At 61.2% G+C, this 14,798-nt stretch carries 16 protein-coding genes and 1 pseudogene; 15 read left to right on the top strand and 2 right to left on the bottom strand.

Annotated elements, in window-relative coordinates; all coding sequences use genetic code 11:
• Positions 1 to 2 precede the first annotated feature (2 nt).
• From IVB18_RS07575 to IVB18_RS07540, 8 genes and pseudogenes are all read left to right on the top strand, one after another.
• The gene (locus IVB18_RS07575) at positions 3 to 1,025 is read left to right on the top strand and encodes a hypothetical protein (protein WP_247988581.1); all 1,023 of its coding nucleotides are present in this window, start codon (positions 3 to 5) and stop codon (positions 1,023 to 1,025) included.
• Positions 1,026 to 1,337: 312 nt separating this feature from the next.
• Positions 1,338 to 2,753: an IS4 family transposase gene (locus IVB18_RS07570; RefSeq protein WP_247983252.1), complete on the top strand. Its 1,416-nt coding sequence runs from the start codon at positions 1,338 to 1,340 to the stop codon at positions 2,751 to 2,753.
• Positions 2,731 to 3,384, top strand: a complete 654-nt coding sequence (locus tag IVB18_RS07565; protein WP_247988580.1) for a hypothetical protein — start codon at positions 2,731 to 2,733, stop codon at positions 3,382 to 3,384. Before IVB18_RS07570 ends, IVB18_RS07565 begins: the two co-directional genes overlap by 23 nt.
• 267 nt (positions 3,385 to 3,651) lie before the next feature.
• Entirely contained in the window at positions 3,652 to 3,942 is a 291-nt protein-coding gene (locus IVB18_RS07560) for a hypothetical protein (protein WP_247988579.1), read from the top strand.
• Between the two features lie 296 nt (positions 3,943 to 4,238).
• Positions 4,239 to 5,279: a Cj0069 family protein gene (locus IVB18_RS07555; RefSeq protein WP_247988578.1), complete on the top strand. Its 1,041-nt coding sequence runs from the start codon at positions 4,239 to 4,241 to the stop codon at positions 5,277 to 5,279.
• 4 nt (positions 5,280 to 5,283) lie between these two features.
• Entirely contained in the window at positions 5,284 to 5,880 is a 597-nt protein-coding gene (locus tag IVB18_RS07550; protein WP_247988577.1) for an ABC transporter ATP-binding protein, read from the top strand.
• Complete coding sequence (fetB, locus tag IVB18_RS07545) at positions 5,877 to 6,683, top strand: iron export ABC transporter permease subunit FetB (RefSeq protein ID WP_247988576.1); 807 nt, start codon at positions 5,877 to 5,879, stop codon at positions 6,681 to 6,683. Before IVB18_RS07550 ends, fetB begins: the two co-directional genes overlap by 4 nt.
• A pseudogene (locus IVB18_RS07540) lies at positions 6,683 to 6,816 on the top strand (nickel/cobalt efflux protein RcnA); the annotation flags it as partial. The gene fetB and the pseudogene IVB18_RS07540, both read left to right, overlap by 1 nt.
• Before the next feature lie 378 nt (positions 6,817 to 7,194).
• Here the strand turns inward: IVB18_RS07540 and IVB18_RS07535 are convergent.
• Complete coding sequence (locus IVB18_RS07535; protein ID WP_247988575.1) at positions 7,195 to 7,443, bottom strand: hypothetical protein; 249 nt, start codon at positions 7,441 to 7,443, stop codon at positions 7,195 to 7,197.
• Between the two features lie 934 nt (positions 7,444 to 8,377).
• Positions 8,378 to 8,761 (bottom strand): hypothetical protein, encoded by a 384-nt coding sequence (locus IVB18_RS07530; RefSeq protein WP_247988574.1) that lies wholly within the window; start codon positions 8,759 to 8,761, stop codon positions 8,378 to 8,380.
• Here IVB18_RS07530 and IVB18_RS07525 point away from each other — a divergent pair.
• From IVB18_RS07525 to IVB18_RS07495, 7 genes are all read left to right on the top strand, one after another.
• Positions 8,761 to 9,210: a hypothetical protein gene (locus IVB18_RS07525; protein WP_247988573.1), complete on the top strand. Its 450-nt coding sequence runs from the start codon at positions 8,761 to 8,763 to the stop codon at positions 9,208 to 9,210. The genes IVB18_RS07530 and IVB18_RS07525 overlap by 1 nt on opposite strands.
• The gene (locus tag IVB18_RS07520; RefSeq protein ID WP_247988572.1) at positions 9,210 to 9,791 is read left to right on the top strand and encodes a hypothetical protein; all 582 of its coding nucleotides are present in this window, start codon (positions 9,210 to 9,212) and stop codon (positions 9,789 to 9,791) included. Before IVB18_RS07525 ends, IVB18_RS07520 begins: the two co-directional genes overlap by 1 nt.
• 141 nt (positions 9,792 to 9,932) lie before the next feature.
• Entirely contained in the window at positions 9,933 to 10,373 is a 441-nt protein-coding gene (locus IVB18_RS07515; protein ID WP_247988571.1) for a hypothetical protein, read from the top strand.
• 5 nt (positions 10,374 to 10,378) lie between these two features.
• A complete protein-coding gene (locus tag IVB18_RS07510) occupies positions 10,379 to 10,951 on the top strand; it encodes a hypothetical protein (protein ID WP_247988570.1) in 573 nt (190 codons plus the stop codon).
• A complete protein-coding gene (locus IVB18_RS07505; RefSeq protein ID WP_247988569.1) occupies positions 10,948 to 11,739 on the top strand; it encodes a metallophosphoesterase in 792 nt (263 codons plus the stop codon). Before IVB18_RS07510 ends, IVB18_RS07505 begins: the two co-directional genes overlap by 4 nt.
• Entirely contained in the window at positions 11,736 to 13,298 is a 1,563-nt protein-coding gene (locus tag IVB18_RS07500; protein WP_247988568.1) for an ATPase, read from the top strand. The genes IVB18_RS07505 and IVB18_RS07500 overlap by 4 nt, the downstream gene beginning before the upstream one ends.
• A 160-nt stretch (positions 13,299 to 13,458) precedes the next feature.
• Positions 13,459 to 14,733, top strand: coding sequence for a DUF2130 domain-containing protein (locus IVB18_RS07495; RefSeq protein WP_247988567.1), 1,275 nt, complete (start codon positions 13,459 to 13,461; stop codon positions 14,731 to 14,733).
• Positions 14,734 to 14,798 lie beyond the last annotated feature (65 nt).

Here is a 14,798-nt window from a genome sequence, read left to right as displayed (position 1 = left end):
ATATGGCCACGCTTCATCCACTACAGAAAATGGTACCGGAGTTGGCCGGCGTCCTGGTTGCGCTGGCCAACATCTTTGGTTTGCCACCACCAGCCCTGTGTGCTGACGCAAGTCCACTCCAGCTCGAGACCAAGCTTCCATTGGGCGACGTGCATGGCCGCATCGACCACATGGCGATCGACTTGAAGCGGAAACGTCTCTTCATCGCCGAACTGGGCAACGACAGCGTTGCAATTGTCGATCTCGCGAGTCGCAACGTGATCAGCCGGATTTCTGGTTTGAAGGAACCTCAGGGCGTCGGCTACGAACCTTCGAGCGACACTCTCTATGTGGCCAATGCCGGAGACGGCTCTGTGCGGCTATTTGATGGAAATAGCTACAAGCCCATCGGACAAATTGAGCTTGGAGACGACGCAGACAATATCCGCATCGATGCGGCGACCAATCGTGTGTTCATCGGATACGGCAGCGGAGCGTTGGCCGAGATCGATCCCGCGACCCGAAGCAAGATCGGTGATGTCCCGCTGAAGGCGCACCCCGAATCCTTCCAGATCGATCCGGACACCGGCCACATCTTCGTTAACGTGCCCGATGCGCACGGTATCGCCGTGGTGGATCGCGTCTCGCACAAGCAAATCGGAGAATGGTCGATACGCAATCGCGGGGCGAATTTCCCCATGGCGCTGGATCGGGCCCGCCACAGCGTTCTTGTGATCTTTCGGGCTCCCGCGGAGCTTGGCGTTTTCTCCGCGGCGGACGGCAAGCTCACTTCTTCTATGGAGACCTGCGGCGATGCCGACGACGTGTTCGTAGATGCGAAACGCGACCGCGTTTACATCAGCTGCGGCGCCGGGTTCCTAGACGTTTTGGAGCCGGACGGCACCGGATATCGCCGAATTGCCCGCATGCCGACGATTTCGGGCGCGCGCACATCGCTGTTTGTGCCCGAATTGGATCGTCTGCTGGTCGCTGCCCGCGCAGGCCCAGAAGCGCCGGCGGTTTGGGTGTTTCGGCCAGTTCCTTAGTTTGATCGCCGCGAGACGAGCATATGTCCGCATTCCGAGAATCCTCAAAACACCGACCATCCAGCTGGATCGCTGCGGGATCAGCCGTCGTTGTCAGCGTTACCACATGGTCAACCCCCGCCCTAGCCTATCGCCCGTTTGACGGGACCGACGCTGCTGTGGCCGCTCCCGGCGAATTGGAAGTTGAACTCCAGCCCGCCGGCTTTCAATTACCCACATTTAGCCGAGTGGGCTGAGGGAGCGCATAAACTGTTGCATCGCAGGAATCGACCGTGATTCCTTGTCTGGCACCGATTCGCGGGGGTGGTGCCAATGGACGGAGAAGCAGGCGCATGGTTTGATCGTGAGCTCGCGGGCTGCAGCCTTGCCGACGAGCGCCTGAACAAGCGGCTCCGCAAACTGGTGGCGCAGATCGGGAGCGCCATGGGAGAAAGCATTCCGCTGGTTTGCCAGGATTGGGCCAACACAAAGGCTGCCTATCGTTTTTTCTCCAACGACCGGGTCAGTGAGGCGGACATTCTGGCAGGCCACTTTCAATCGACGCGTGAGCGCACGATTGCCACAGGCGGTGCTGTTCTGGTGCTCCATGATACAACCGAGTTCAGCTATCGAAGGGAGGACTCAGACGCGATCGGGATCACCAAGAGCATAAACAGCGGCCGGGACAAGGCCGGCCGCCTGAGATCGCACACGGTTTGCGGCATCCTGATGCACTCGAGCCTGGCGGTAACGACCGAGGGGCTGCCGCTTGGACTGACGGCCGTCAAATTCTGGACCCGAAAGAAATTCAAGGGGACTGCCGCGCTTAAAAAGAAGATCAACCCGACGCGCGTTCCCATCGAGAAGAAGGAGAGCGTCCGATGGCTGGATAATGTCCGGCAATCCACAGAGCTGCTGCGCGATCCGGGACGATGCATCCATATCGGTGATCGCGAGAGCGACATCTATGAGCTGTTCTGCGCGGCTCGCGAAGCTGGAACGCATTTCGTGATCAGGACTTGCGTTAATCGCTTGGCTGGGGATGGGGATCACACGATCGCCGACGAAATGGACGAGGTCGCCGTCAAAGGACTGCATCGCATCGACGTCAGAAACAACAACGGCGATCCCGATGAAGCCGTCCTTGAGATCAGATATCGCAAGATTCGCGTCCTGCCGCCAATTGGGAAGCAGAAGCGCTATCCTGCGCTGATCTTGACGGTGATCCATGCCGAAGAGCGCGTAACGCCGAAGAACAGAAAGAAGATCGAGTGGAAGCTGATTACAGATCTGCCTGTGGGCTCACGCGCCGACGCAATCGAGAAACTCGAATGGTATGCCTTAAGATGGAAAATCGAAGTCTTCCACAAGATCCTCAAATCGGGCTGCAAAGCTGAGGAATCGAAGCTCCGGACCGCCCAGCGTCTGACCAACCTGATCTCTGTCTTTTGCATCCTCAGTTGGCGGGTCTTCTGGATGACGATGCTCAATCGCGCAGCTCCAGGGGCGCTACCGACTCTTGCGTTGACCGCAACTGAAATCGCCCTGCTCGATCGACTCGTGAATGACAAACCGCAAGCTCGACGGAAAACCCTCTCACATTACCTGGCCAAGATCGCCAGGCTCGGCGGCTATCTCGCCCGCGCCCACGATCCTCCGCCCGGCAACACGGTCATGTGGCGCGGGCTATCGCGCCTGACCGACATCGCGCTGGGGGCCATAGTCGGTGCAGAAATTGTGGGTAATTGAAAGGCCCGCCGGACGTTTACGCGAGGAAGGGACAACGACCCTCATCGCGCCGGCAACGGTCCTTAATTTCGGGTTGAGTGAGGGCTGGGAGGCCGTGTTCGAAGGCCAGGGCCAGACATCGCTCTCGCCCTCAGGCCCAACCAGCCTGACGGCGGCGGGAGCATTCCTCAAACATGTCATCCAGCCCGGCAGCCTGCAGGACAAGAGCGGCCCGAGCGTTGCGACCGAATTTGGCGTTCTGCTTCCGGACAGCACCGGCAATTCGGGCGTCGGCGCTAGTCTCGCCGGCATCGTATCACAGCGATGGGATTGGGGAACGATCCACTTGAACGGTGAGGTCGCACTGACCCGCGAACATCACGGTGATGTGTTTATCGGAGCCATTATCGAAGGACCATCGAAATGGGATGTCCGACCGGTCGCGGAGGTTTTTTACGAGAATGAATTTGGTCAGTCGGAAACGATATCGGGATTGATTGGTCTCATTTGGCGTGTCCGTGACAATCTGAGTTTTGACGTCGGGCTCCGTCATGCCCTCACGAATGGCCATCCGGTGAATGAAATACGCGCCGGCCTAACGTTCGGCTTCCCGTTGCGGATGTTCGGCGAAGGATCGCACCAAACGAGATGACTAAGAGCCTAATCTAGGAGCCTAATGAAGTCTTACAAATGAGTGTACCAGGTAATCGTGGAGGTAACGTGCGGAAGAATGCCCTCTGGCGGTCGATCGCGGAGGAAATCTACTTTCTGCCAGCCTTTACCGGCCACGGCGGGCCAGTCGCCTTGCTCGTGCACGGGGCGTAGCCGCGGCGCGGGCGAAAACGTGCTCGCGTTACGAACAATGCGCGTTCCGGCGAGTTGATTGCTGCAGAGTTCTGATGAGGAAGGGAGACGCTCCATGAAAAGTTCTCCATTGCTTGCTGCTTTTTCCGCTTTCGTGGTGGTTTTCGCATTCGGCGGAGCCGGCGCCCAAGCGCAGTCGACGCGTGTCCAGGAGGCACAGCCGCCTCAGCAGTCGGAGCAATCGCGCGAGCAGGATCGCAGCCGCGCAGAAGACGTCAAGATCGGACGCGACTGGAAAGCCCAAGGCGGCGAGAACGACCACAGCGGTCAGGCAGCACCCGACGACAGCCGTCAGACGGTCGGCCGAGACTGGCGCGCCCGTCCAGAGAACCGGGATCGCCAGTAGCTATCGAGGCGCTGTTAGCGGCGCCGAGCGCGGCGTTACCTTTGAAGTACAGAGCGAGAAGCTGAAGGAGGCCGCGCGACCCTCCTTCGGGGCTTCCTCTCGATGTGCATCGGCAATCTCTCTCCTTTGTCCCGGTTCGTCAGCCTGGTCATGGTTCACAATCCGACGGCGCTGGCGATTAACGCCGGCTTGAAACGTCAGAACCATCTCCGTAAAATGTTTCCAAGGGGATGGGCAGACTCCCCGTGAGACTTCGGTCCAAGCTCTGCGCAGCACGCACCAAGTGGAGCTCGCGCATGGATAACGAACGTCGGTCCCCTTCCATACACTCCGTGGCCATTCTCTCGCGAGGCGACGCTGCCGCGCGACGGAATGCAACGCCGCAGAACAGCCGCTTCGTGCAGGTTTTCGAAGCGCTCGCCGCCCTCGGCATCAAGGCAAGCCCCGCGATCTATGATGAAAGCTTTGCCGAGGAGATCCGCGAACAATTGCTCGCGGTCGACGGTGTGCTCGTCTGGGTCAATCCAATTCAAGACGGCCGAAGTCGCGCCGGTCTGGACGCCATGCTGCGCGACGTCGCGGCGCGGGGCGTGTGGGTCAGCACTCATCCGGACGTCATCCTCAAGATGGGCACCAAGGAGGTACTCTATCGCACCCGCTCGATGGGCTGGGGAAGCGATACGGCGCTGTATCAGACCGCCGAGGCGATGCGCGCCGAGCTGCCGGCACGGTTGGCCTCCGGTCCGCGCGTGATCAAGCGCAATCGCGGCAACGGTGGCCAAGGCGTCTGGAAAGTCGAGAGGCTGCCGAATTCCGCCATGACCATGATAAGGGTGCTGGACGCGACCAAGGACGCGTCCGAGGACCTGACCCTGGATGCTTTCCTCCATCGCTGCGTGGAGTATTTCGAGGACGGCGGCGTCGTCGATCAGCCCTACCAGCCTCGCCTAAGCGAAGGCGTCGTGCGCTGCTATATGGCGGGCGATCGCTGCGCCGGCTTCGGTCATCACAAAGTCAAGGTCCTGGTCGACTCGCCCGCCGCACGTTCCGAGGCCGGACCACGGCTGTACACATCCAACGCAGACCCGCGCTTCCAGCGGCTGCGTCGGTTGATGGAAGAGGAGTGGACGCCACAGCTCATGTCGTTGTTGGATATTCCGCGACATGATTTGCCTATGATCTGGGACGCCGACTTCATGCTCGGTCCGGTCCTGGCCGATGGAGCCGACAGCTACGTACTTGGCGAAATCAATGTCAGCTCGGTGCATCCTTACCCGGCCGAGGCGCCGGCAGAGATCGCCACGCGGGTTTTCGATCGGCTGCAGGGCAAGCCTTGACACCATGCTGACGGTGAACGGGCTCAAGCGCCTGCACATTTCCGTGTCATTCGACTTGCAGGACGGCGAATGCGTCGCCCTGCAAGGGCCCTCTGGGGTCGGGAAGACCCAGCTGCTGCGCTCCATCGCGGATCTCGATCCCAACCAGGGAACGGTAAAGCTGGATGGAACGCTCAGGGAGGCGATGCCCGCCCCCGCCTGGCGAAAGCGAGTGACCTACCTCGCCGCCGAGCCTGGCTGGTGGTCCGACATCGTGCAGGAGCACTTCACGGGCTGGGATGATGCCTTACCACTGGTCACACGGTTGGGGCTGCCGCCCAACTGCGGAGCTTGGTCGATTCAAAGACTTTCGACCGGCGAGAGACAACGTTTGGGGCTTGCACGGGCACTCATGTTGCAATCGCGGGTGCTTCTGCTGGACGAGCCAACCTCGGCGCTTGACTCCGCATCCGCTGCTGCCGCGGAGTCCTTGATCGCTGAACGGGTTTCGAATGGAACGAGCGTCGTTTGGAGTACTCACGATACCGCCCAGGCGCGCCGCGTCGGATCGAGGATCCTTGTGATGAGCGCTGATGGTGGCATCAAGGAAAATCGGCCGTGACTTACATCCAACTGGCATACGGTGATTTGATCCTGCCCGCGCTTCTTGTTGTCATGGACGGTGCTCTCTCGCTTGTTCTCCGCCTAAAGCTTGAAAGACAGCTGGCCATCGCGACTGTGCGGATGGTGCTTCAACTGGTGCTCGTTGGATACGTACTGACGTTCCTGTTTGCCGCGGTGTCGCCGCTCTGGACCGCGCTCGCGGCCTTCATCATGGTTCTCTTCGCCTCACGGGAGATCGTCGCGCGACAGAAGCGGCGCCTAGCAGGCATTTGGAGCTACGGCTTGGGCGCGGGATGCACGCTACTCGCCGCCGGCATCGTTACGATGTTTGCGCTCCTGACGGAGCTACGTCCGGATCCCTGGTATCACCCACGGTATGCGCTGCCTTTGTTGGGCATGATCCTGGGCAACACCATGACGGGTATAAGCCTGGGCTTGGACGTGCTGACAAACGGCTTGGTGCGTGAAAAGGCGGCCGTAGAAGCTTGCCTTGCGCTTGGCGGCACCCGGTACCAGGCTCTGCTGCCGGTGCTGAGGGACGCAATGCGGAGCGGGCTGATGCCAACGATCAATGCGATGGCTGCGATCGGTCTTGTCTCCCTTCCGGGGATGATGACCGGTCAAATCCTTGCAGGCGTCGAGCCGATAGACGCGGTTAAATACCAGCTTTTGATCATGTTCTTGATCGCCGGCGGGACAGGATTGGGAACGCTGGCCGCAGTGATGGGAGGAGCTCGCCTACTAACCGATCATCGACATCGATTACGCCTCGATCGAATCCCCGCTGAAAAGTCCACTTGATAGTTTCGGTCGGCCGCGGTTTGGCTGCGCTCGGCCTGCGGCACGTTCGTGCGGTTCCAGCCGCGTTGCCCATCGCACGCCCTACGTGTCGGCGGCCCTGATCGTCCTCGTCGGGCTCTACACGGGAGGATGGGCCTGCAGGAAATCTTTTCGTGATCTCGCGGGTAACATCACGGAACAATGCGCAGCAGCTGCTGTCGCGCCATGCATTGCGTTGCTGTCGGTTCTAGTGGTCGGGCACGATGGAGAAGCAGTGTGGCGGAGAGAGTGTCAGTCAACCCTCATTGAAAGACAAAGCATTTTCGACCTTACTAGATCAAAACCCACTGGCGACAACACCTGCGTTATTCAGCTCGGGGACGGAAGAAATCGGCACCGGTCCAGATAACCTCTTTGTCTCAAGTACATGAAATTTGTCGAATTGTTATGCGCCGTCTTTAGCGGCGGCCAATCGAGGGCCTAGGCGTTCGGCCGGCCCTCGATGTGGGGGCCCTTGGGACTATTCCCCGCTCTAGCAGTCCTGACCGGCCGCCACCTTCTGCTCGGACGGCGCGGGCTCGGCCGCACCGGCCGTCGCCTTCTTTGATTGTTCGGTGGGCGCAGGACGGGTCTGCTCGACGGTGCCTGCCGTCCTGTCCGGTGGCTGCTCGGACGGTGCGGGCTTTGCCGCCGTTGATTGCTCGGCAGCGGTCGGCTGGCTCTGCATCTGGCGCTGCGCGTCTTCCGACGACGTTGCGCTACGCTCTGTGGCTTTGCTCATCGAAGACGTCGGCGGATGCTGCTTGGAATCAGCTGCTGTAGAACCAGTGGTTTGTCCGGTATAGCCCGGAACATTCCCTGATCCTGCATCGCGGCTCGCCGTGTTGCAGGGACCGGCATACGCGGAGGTGGCGCTGAAGGCCAGCACCGCGCCAAAGATCATAAGTCTGTTAGCGATCATAGCCCTTCTCCTTAGTTGGACTCCGGACCATTGAACAAAAGTATGGGGCCTTCTGTTCCGGTCGTGGGGTTAAAACCGCACCGAGCGTCAACGCACTTCCGGTGGTTCACCAGCCAGGAAGGCCTCCCAAGCGACAATTGGGCAAGTACAAACAGTTTGGTTATTACCGCCGCTTCGTCTTCGACGTTCCGGTAAACGATTTGAGCTGGTGTAGGTCGTTCGAGGCCTCCGCGAGCAGCCAGTCACGAAAGGTCGCGATCTTAGGCAGCGACGAAGTCGCCTTCGGGGCAAACGATTCAATAAGTCTTCGACACCGGCGAGGACTCCGGGAAAGGCGAACCAGCCGACCGAAGTCCTTACCTTGCGAATCCAGCTTTGCCGGAACTTCTTGCAAGGCCTAAGTTAAGACCAAGGGGAAACACAGACTCCCCGCCAGACGGCTACACCGTCCAAGTGCAACGCTCGATTTTCGAGGAGATTGCACGTGGACGGAGTTCTCATTCGAACTATCAGACGGATGACCCGCTCTCGGCGACGTAGCGACGCGAGGTCTAAGTATCGATTTCCGCCTCAGTTGATCGAGAGCTTCCTGGCCGCTTTCAGCGCTGATTACTTGGTAGCCGAGATCCTTCAGCATGCCGGCAATTCCTCGAGCACGCTGGCATCATCATCCACAACCAGCACCGTGCGGCTCATCGCTGATCATCCTTTCGAACGGGATAAACGCGGCCTTTTTGGCGGTTCCGGCTCGCTGCTACTTCCGGAAACGGACGCCTTCGCCAGAATTCTGGGATGCCGCGAAGAATTCAATGCCGTACTTGTCTTCCAGCACTCGTTGCATCGCTTCAAGAATCTTTCGGCGGCGAGGATCCATCTTTTCGCTCTCGTCCGTCTCGATAACGCTGACCGCCTGCCGGGTCACGCCCGCCTCCAAAGCTAACGTCGCTTGGTCGACACCCGCCAACGCGCGCCCCGCACGAATGAGACGAGGCGAAGGCCAAATATCTTGGATGGGTGAGACTTTATTAACCATATCATAGCTTTGCAGGAATTTTTCCAGCGAACCGTTGACTCTTGGACCTAGATCGCTGACATTATTCCAGCGAACGCAGAAACGATCGAAGCCCAGAGGACCCAATGACGTTTCCCGATGCTACCGGTCAGCCCTGTGATTGTCTGATCGACTGCCCACGCTTCCTCACCGCGTACGCCATTCCCGCGTTCTCTCCCAACCCTTCTGCGGCCGCTCGCCGCGACTCGGACGATTACGGACGCTACATCAGCAGCGTCGCCTGGCAAACCAGTCCGGCTCGCCTGGCCGAGCTCCGTGCTGCCGGCCACCGCTGCCGGCTGTGCTTCGCCTCTGGCACGGAGACGCGGCTCGAGGTCCATCATCGCACCTACCGCAATTTCCGCTGCGAGCTTGCCGAGGATCTCACCACGCTCTGCCACGATTGCCACCTGCACGTGACCTGCATGGAGCGCGCGCGCAAGTACGCCCGTTCCCCCGTGTTGCCGCCGAACTACGTGCCGGTGGCGTCGCCGCCTCCGCTTTTCGACTACCGCCTGGCTTTGGAGATCGCCTGATGAGCATTGAGCACATTTCCCTGTGTCTGGTCGGTGTCGGCCCGATGCTTATGCGCAACTCCCGTCTCGGTGACCCGCTCGACCACTACGCGAAGGCGTTGGACGCGGTGACGTCGAAGCGCCTGAAGACCGAGGCTGATCACCTGCGGATTGCAGAGCTGGAATTCCACGGTTCGTTGTACCTGCATCACGGAGCGCCCTGCCTGCCGCAGAATATGATCAAGAGCGTCTGCGTAGATGGTGCGAAGAAGTCCAACATGGGCGAGACGACCAAGGCTGCTTTCCGCGCCGATGGCGCCGCTCTGCTGCAGTTCGATGGTCCCAAGACCGCCGCTGAGCTCTGGGCCGAAGAGCGCTTCCGGCACCGTGCCGTGGTCCGGATCCGAAGCCGGGGCACGCTCACTGTCAGGACCCGCCCGATCTTCGACGGCTGGAGCGCCGTCGTGCACGGCACTTATCTGCCCTCGCTGCTCGACCGCAACGACATCGTCGGATTCTATCGCATGGCCGGTTTGTTTGGCCTCGGCGACTTTACCCCCGAATACGGGCGCTTCCAGGTGGAGGAAGTTTCGCTCGAATAGCTCCCCGTGCCGGTGCGTGGCCCGGCGAGGCATGGCATGGCCCGCCGTGGATCTTCGGAGACTGATCCACGAGCAATGACGACGACGACAACACCGACCCGCCGCGCAGGCCTCGCCTAGCGTGAACGATGGAGGCTACCTTTGCGCGAGATTGACAATGATGACTGCGGACGCGGTGACGAAGCCATGGGCGAGTCGTGGCCCAGCGTCCTTCGCTACTGGCGGACCATTTCGGCCGAGACGTTCGACGACGCGACGAAGACCGAGGTCATCACGTTTGTTCGGGCTACCACGTCGACGATCCCGGAGTGGCAGCGTGCCACTTCGGGCGACGCTGAAGCCGCCATCGGCTTGGTCATGAACTGCAAAGCGCCGGCCTCGATCGGGATCAAGGTCGACTTCCCAATGACGGTGCTGTTGTCGTGTGCGTTTGATGATCCCGGGGCGGCTCTCATGATGTCCGACAAGCTCGGCCAGATGCCGCTTGAGGCACGCCTGCGCACCAAGCTGGCGACGTCCTGGCAAGTCGCCAGCTTGCTGTTGTCTTTGCGCCGACCCGCTGATCCGGGCGAACGAGAGTAAGTTGCATGCGTAAGAACGAGGCGGATACCAAAACCTCAGCGTTGCCTGTCTGTGGAGCGCAGGCTTCCAGGCTGGCAGCTTACGACCCGATGACGGCGGCCTCCGAGAGTGAGCGCCCTTGGCCATTCAAGGCAGAGGATACCTCGCCGCTCGCCTGGTGGCGTCGGTTGCCGTCGAACGCGCTCGGCGGCGCTGAGCGCCTCCTCCTGCTGACGACGCTCGAACAGATCGATGTGCTCCACGGCGGTGACGATTTCGCGGCCGCGTTGAATGGAGATCCGGCCGCTGCCATCGGCGCCACCCTCTCGATGATGCCGATCAAGGAGATCACGCTGAGGGCCGACATCGCCATGACGGCGCTGCTAAACTGCGCGATTGACGGTAATGCGGCGGCGGCGCTGGTGTTGGCGCAGGTCTTGGGCTTGACCGACCTTGACCACCCCTACGCCACCGAACTCGCCGAATCGTGGCTCGCCTACGGCCGGCGCTATTCGGACAGCCCGGACAAGTTCGGCGAGGCCGAGACGGTGCTGCTGGCTGCTTTCCGGGAACGCCCCCGCGACGGAGACGACGCTTGAAGTTGCAGATCTTTTCGGATCTCCATGTTGACGTCGGCCCCGTGAAGAAGATTACGATCGCGGATGACGTCGATGTCGTCATCGTCGCCGGCGACACCTGCGAGGGCGTGCTCCGCGCCTTCGAGTGCCTGCGCGAGATCGTGCCGCTGCACATTCCCATCGTGATGACGATGGGCAATCACGAATTTTACCGGCGCTTCGTTCCGGATGAACTGGTGTTGGCTCGCTCCCATGGTCCCACCTTCAATATCCATGTGCTGGAGAACGACACCATCACGCTGCGTGGCGCAGGCGCGTCCAGCAGCGTCCGCTTCCTGGGGGCAACGCTCTGGACTGACTACCGGATTTTTGGTGAGGCCAACCAAGCTGCCACAATGAATGCCTGCGCAAAGGGCATGAACGACCACCGCCTGATCGGCTGGCAGAAGAAGCCGTGGCTGAGATTCAGGCCGCAGGAAGCGGCGCTGCTGCATCACCGGTCCAAGACGTATTTGGAAGGCGTTCTGCCGACGCCGTTCGAAGGTACCGCCACCGTCATTATCTCTCACACCGCAGTGCATTGGAACTCCATTCATCCGAAGTACCGGAGCGATCCCGTGACGGGTTCGTTCCTTAGCGACCAGTCCGCGCTGATCGAGCGCTACCAGCCGACGCTGTGGGTGCATGGCCACGTTCACAACTCGTCCGACTATGTCGTCGGCAAGACGAGGGTCCTGTGTAACCCGCACGGGTACGGGACCGAGAACCCTGACTTTGACGCCGCCTTGGTGGTGGAGCTCGAAGCATGAGCGCGGCCGACGACGCCGATGACTTCGATCTACCCGCAGTCGAGCGGGACGACATCGCCACGGGCGCGGCGGCCGATTCGACTGACGGTAATGAGCGCCTTAATGGCCTGCCTCGGCTTCTGCGCTACGCCATGCTGGTCAACGACAATGCCAGTCACGTCGAACAGCGGTTGATGGCCGAGATCGACCAGCTCTGCCCGAATTTGCCGCTCAACGCGGCTTGGGCGACGGCGCTCAAAGTGGACGCCGGTCTGGCGCTTGCCGCCGAACTCGACCATCGCGCCGTCACCGACGATGATCCGAAATTGCGCGGCCTTGCCGACAGCGTCCGGTTGCTGAGCCTTCCGGTGCCGCGGGGCGGCGCGTTCTTGGATGATCATCAGCGTGTGGCAAAGGCTCTGCTGCTCGCCTTCAGGGGCATCGTTCACAAAAGCGACGAACAGCTCCGCTGCGACGTTGAGGCATTCGTATTCGGCTGGGCGGCGCTGCCGGCCTGCGGCCACATGATCATACGACACAAGTCGGCTGTGGCGAACGCGTTGTTCATCGGCTCGCGCATGGCGGAGCATCGCATCGCGGCCGCGCAGGAAGCCGCGAGGCGGGAACAAGAGGAAGAGGAGCAGGCTCGCGAGGAGGCGAAGGAAAAAGCCGAGATCCTGCATCAGGTAGCATTTTCGACCGAAGTGGTGCCTGAACATCACCTCGTGGTCGCTCGTTTGAGCGACGAGGCGATGAAGAACGTCAAGCTCAAAGAGATCCTCGGACCGCTCAAGGGCGTCATCAACGTGCCGTTGCCGCTGGTCGCAGTACCGCCGCTGCATCAGGTCCGCAGCACGCTCCTGTCCGAATTTCCCTATGCATCAGATGTGATCGATTTTGCGCTCACCGACCTCGTCGGTCGTACCACGGTGAAGCTCCGTCCGCTAATTTTGGTCGGCGGTTTTGGCGGGGGCAAATCTCGGTTTGCTCGTCGGCTCGGACAAGTCCTCGGCCTGAACGTCTGGTGCGAGGACTCCTCGCGTGCCGACGGCGCGGTCTTCGGTGGTACTGACCGCCGATGGTATTCGGCCGAGCCGTGTCATCCGTTTCTCGCGATTGCACAGGCCAAACATGCCAGCGTTTTGATCCAGCTTGAGGAGTTGGAGAAGGCCGCGGTACGGAATGACTATGGACGGCTATGGGATTGCCTCCTCGGTTTCCTTGAGCCCGAAACCAGTGCGCGCTACCCCGACCCGGCGCTTCAGACGAATCTCGATCTATCGCAGGTCTCCTACGTGGCGACGGCCAACAGCCTCGACCCTTTGCCTGGCGCACTCCGCGACCGCTTTCGCGTGATTCAGTTTCCGAAGCCGAGCGCGGGCGATCTCGGTGCGCTGCTGCCGGCCGTGATTGCGGACCTGGCCAGGGAACGTGGTCTCGACGAAAGCTGGGTGCCGCCGCTTGACGGCGCCGAACACGCCGCGGTGGCGCGCAATTGGCGCGGTGGCTCAGTGCGCCGGCTTCGCCGGATCGTCGAAGCCATCCTGCGCGACCGCGACCTCCGCGCCACGAGGAACTGACATGACGCACGATCCCGCCGAGACGCCGAAACCGACGGCACCGTACAGGGCGTCGCCACTGCCGCGGCCGGCCCGATTGCCGGGGATAACGTCGCGATCCAGCACGGTCGGCGCGGGCAATGCGGATACAATCACACACCATCACCACAGGACCGATACCGTGAGCGACCCACAGATCATCTGCACGAAATGCGGCACCGAGATCAAGCTGACCGAATCGTTGGCGGCGCCGATCGTCGCCGCGTCCCGCAAGCAGTTCGAGGCGCAGCTCGCGGCCAAGGAAGCCGACTTTGGCCGTCGCGAAGCCCACCTCCGTCAAACGCAGGAAGACCTCGCCAAGGCTCGGGAAACTCTGGACGAACAGGTGGCGATCAAGATGCGCGCCGAACGCGCGGCCATCGCCGAAGCCGAGGCAAAGAAAGCCCGTCTGGCGCTGGCCGATGATCTTGGTCAGCGCGACCGGCAGCTTGCGGACCTGCAGCAGATGCTCGCCGCGAACACTACGAAGCTCGCAGAAGCCCAGCAGGCCCAGACCGATATGTTGCGCAAGCAGCGGGAGCTCGAGGACGCCAAGCGCGAGGTCGAACTGACCGTAGAGAAAAAGGTGCAGGAGAATCTCGCCGCCGTCCGGGACAAGGCCAGGATCGAGGCCGAGGATGCATTCAAGTCCAAGGTCGGCGAAAAGGAGGCCCAGCTCGCCGGCATGCAGCGCCAGATCGAGGAACTGCGCCGCAAGGCGGAGCAGGGCTCGCAGCAGTTGCAGGGCGAAGCGCTCGAAATCGAACTCGAATCCCTGCTCCGCAGCCGCTTCCCCCGTGACCTGATCGAGCCGGTGGCGAAGGGTGAGTTCGGCGGCGACGTGGTGCACGGGGTGCTGGCCGCCAATGGACAGCGCTGTGGCACGATTCTCTGGGAATCGAAGCGAACGAAGGCCTGGAATCACGCCTGGCTGGGCAAACTGCGCGATGACCAGCGGGCCGCGAAGGCGGAGGTCGCGCTGATCGTCTCGAGCGCACTGCCCAGGGGCGTCGAGAGTTTCGATCTGGTTGACAACATCTGGGTAGCGGAGCCGCGCTTCGCTATTCCGCTCGCCGTCGCGCTCCGCCAGTCCCTGATCGACGTCGCCGCCAGCCGAAAGGCGCAAGAAGGTCAGCAGACGAAGACTGAGGTGATGTATGCTTACCTCACCGGCCCCCGCTTCCGACATCGCATCCAGGCCGTGGTGGAGAAGTTCACCGACATGAAGGCCGACCTCAATCGTGAGCGCAACACCATGACGCGGTTGTGGGCCAAACGCGAGGAGCAGCTCAACAGTGTGCTCGATTCCACTGCGGGGCTTTACGGAGACCTCCAGGGCATCGCCGGCAGCGCCATGCAGGAGATCGGGAGCCTGGATGTGCCGATGATCGAGGCGACGGGCGAGGCGGCCGAGTAGCGCTTAGGACAAATTCGCCCATCGGATGTTATGGAACATGCGGATAACTGATAAACGCTGTGCGG

The organism is Bradyrhizobium sp. 186 (genome assembly GCF_023101685.1).
Lineage (GTDB): Bacteria > Pseudomonadota > Alphaproteobacteria > Rhizobiales > Xanthobacteraceae > Bradyrhizobium.
Note: the sequence above shows the minus strand (reverse complement) of the source record. Positions and strands in the feature narration are given on the sequence as shown.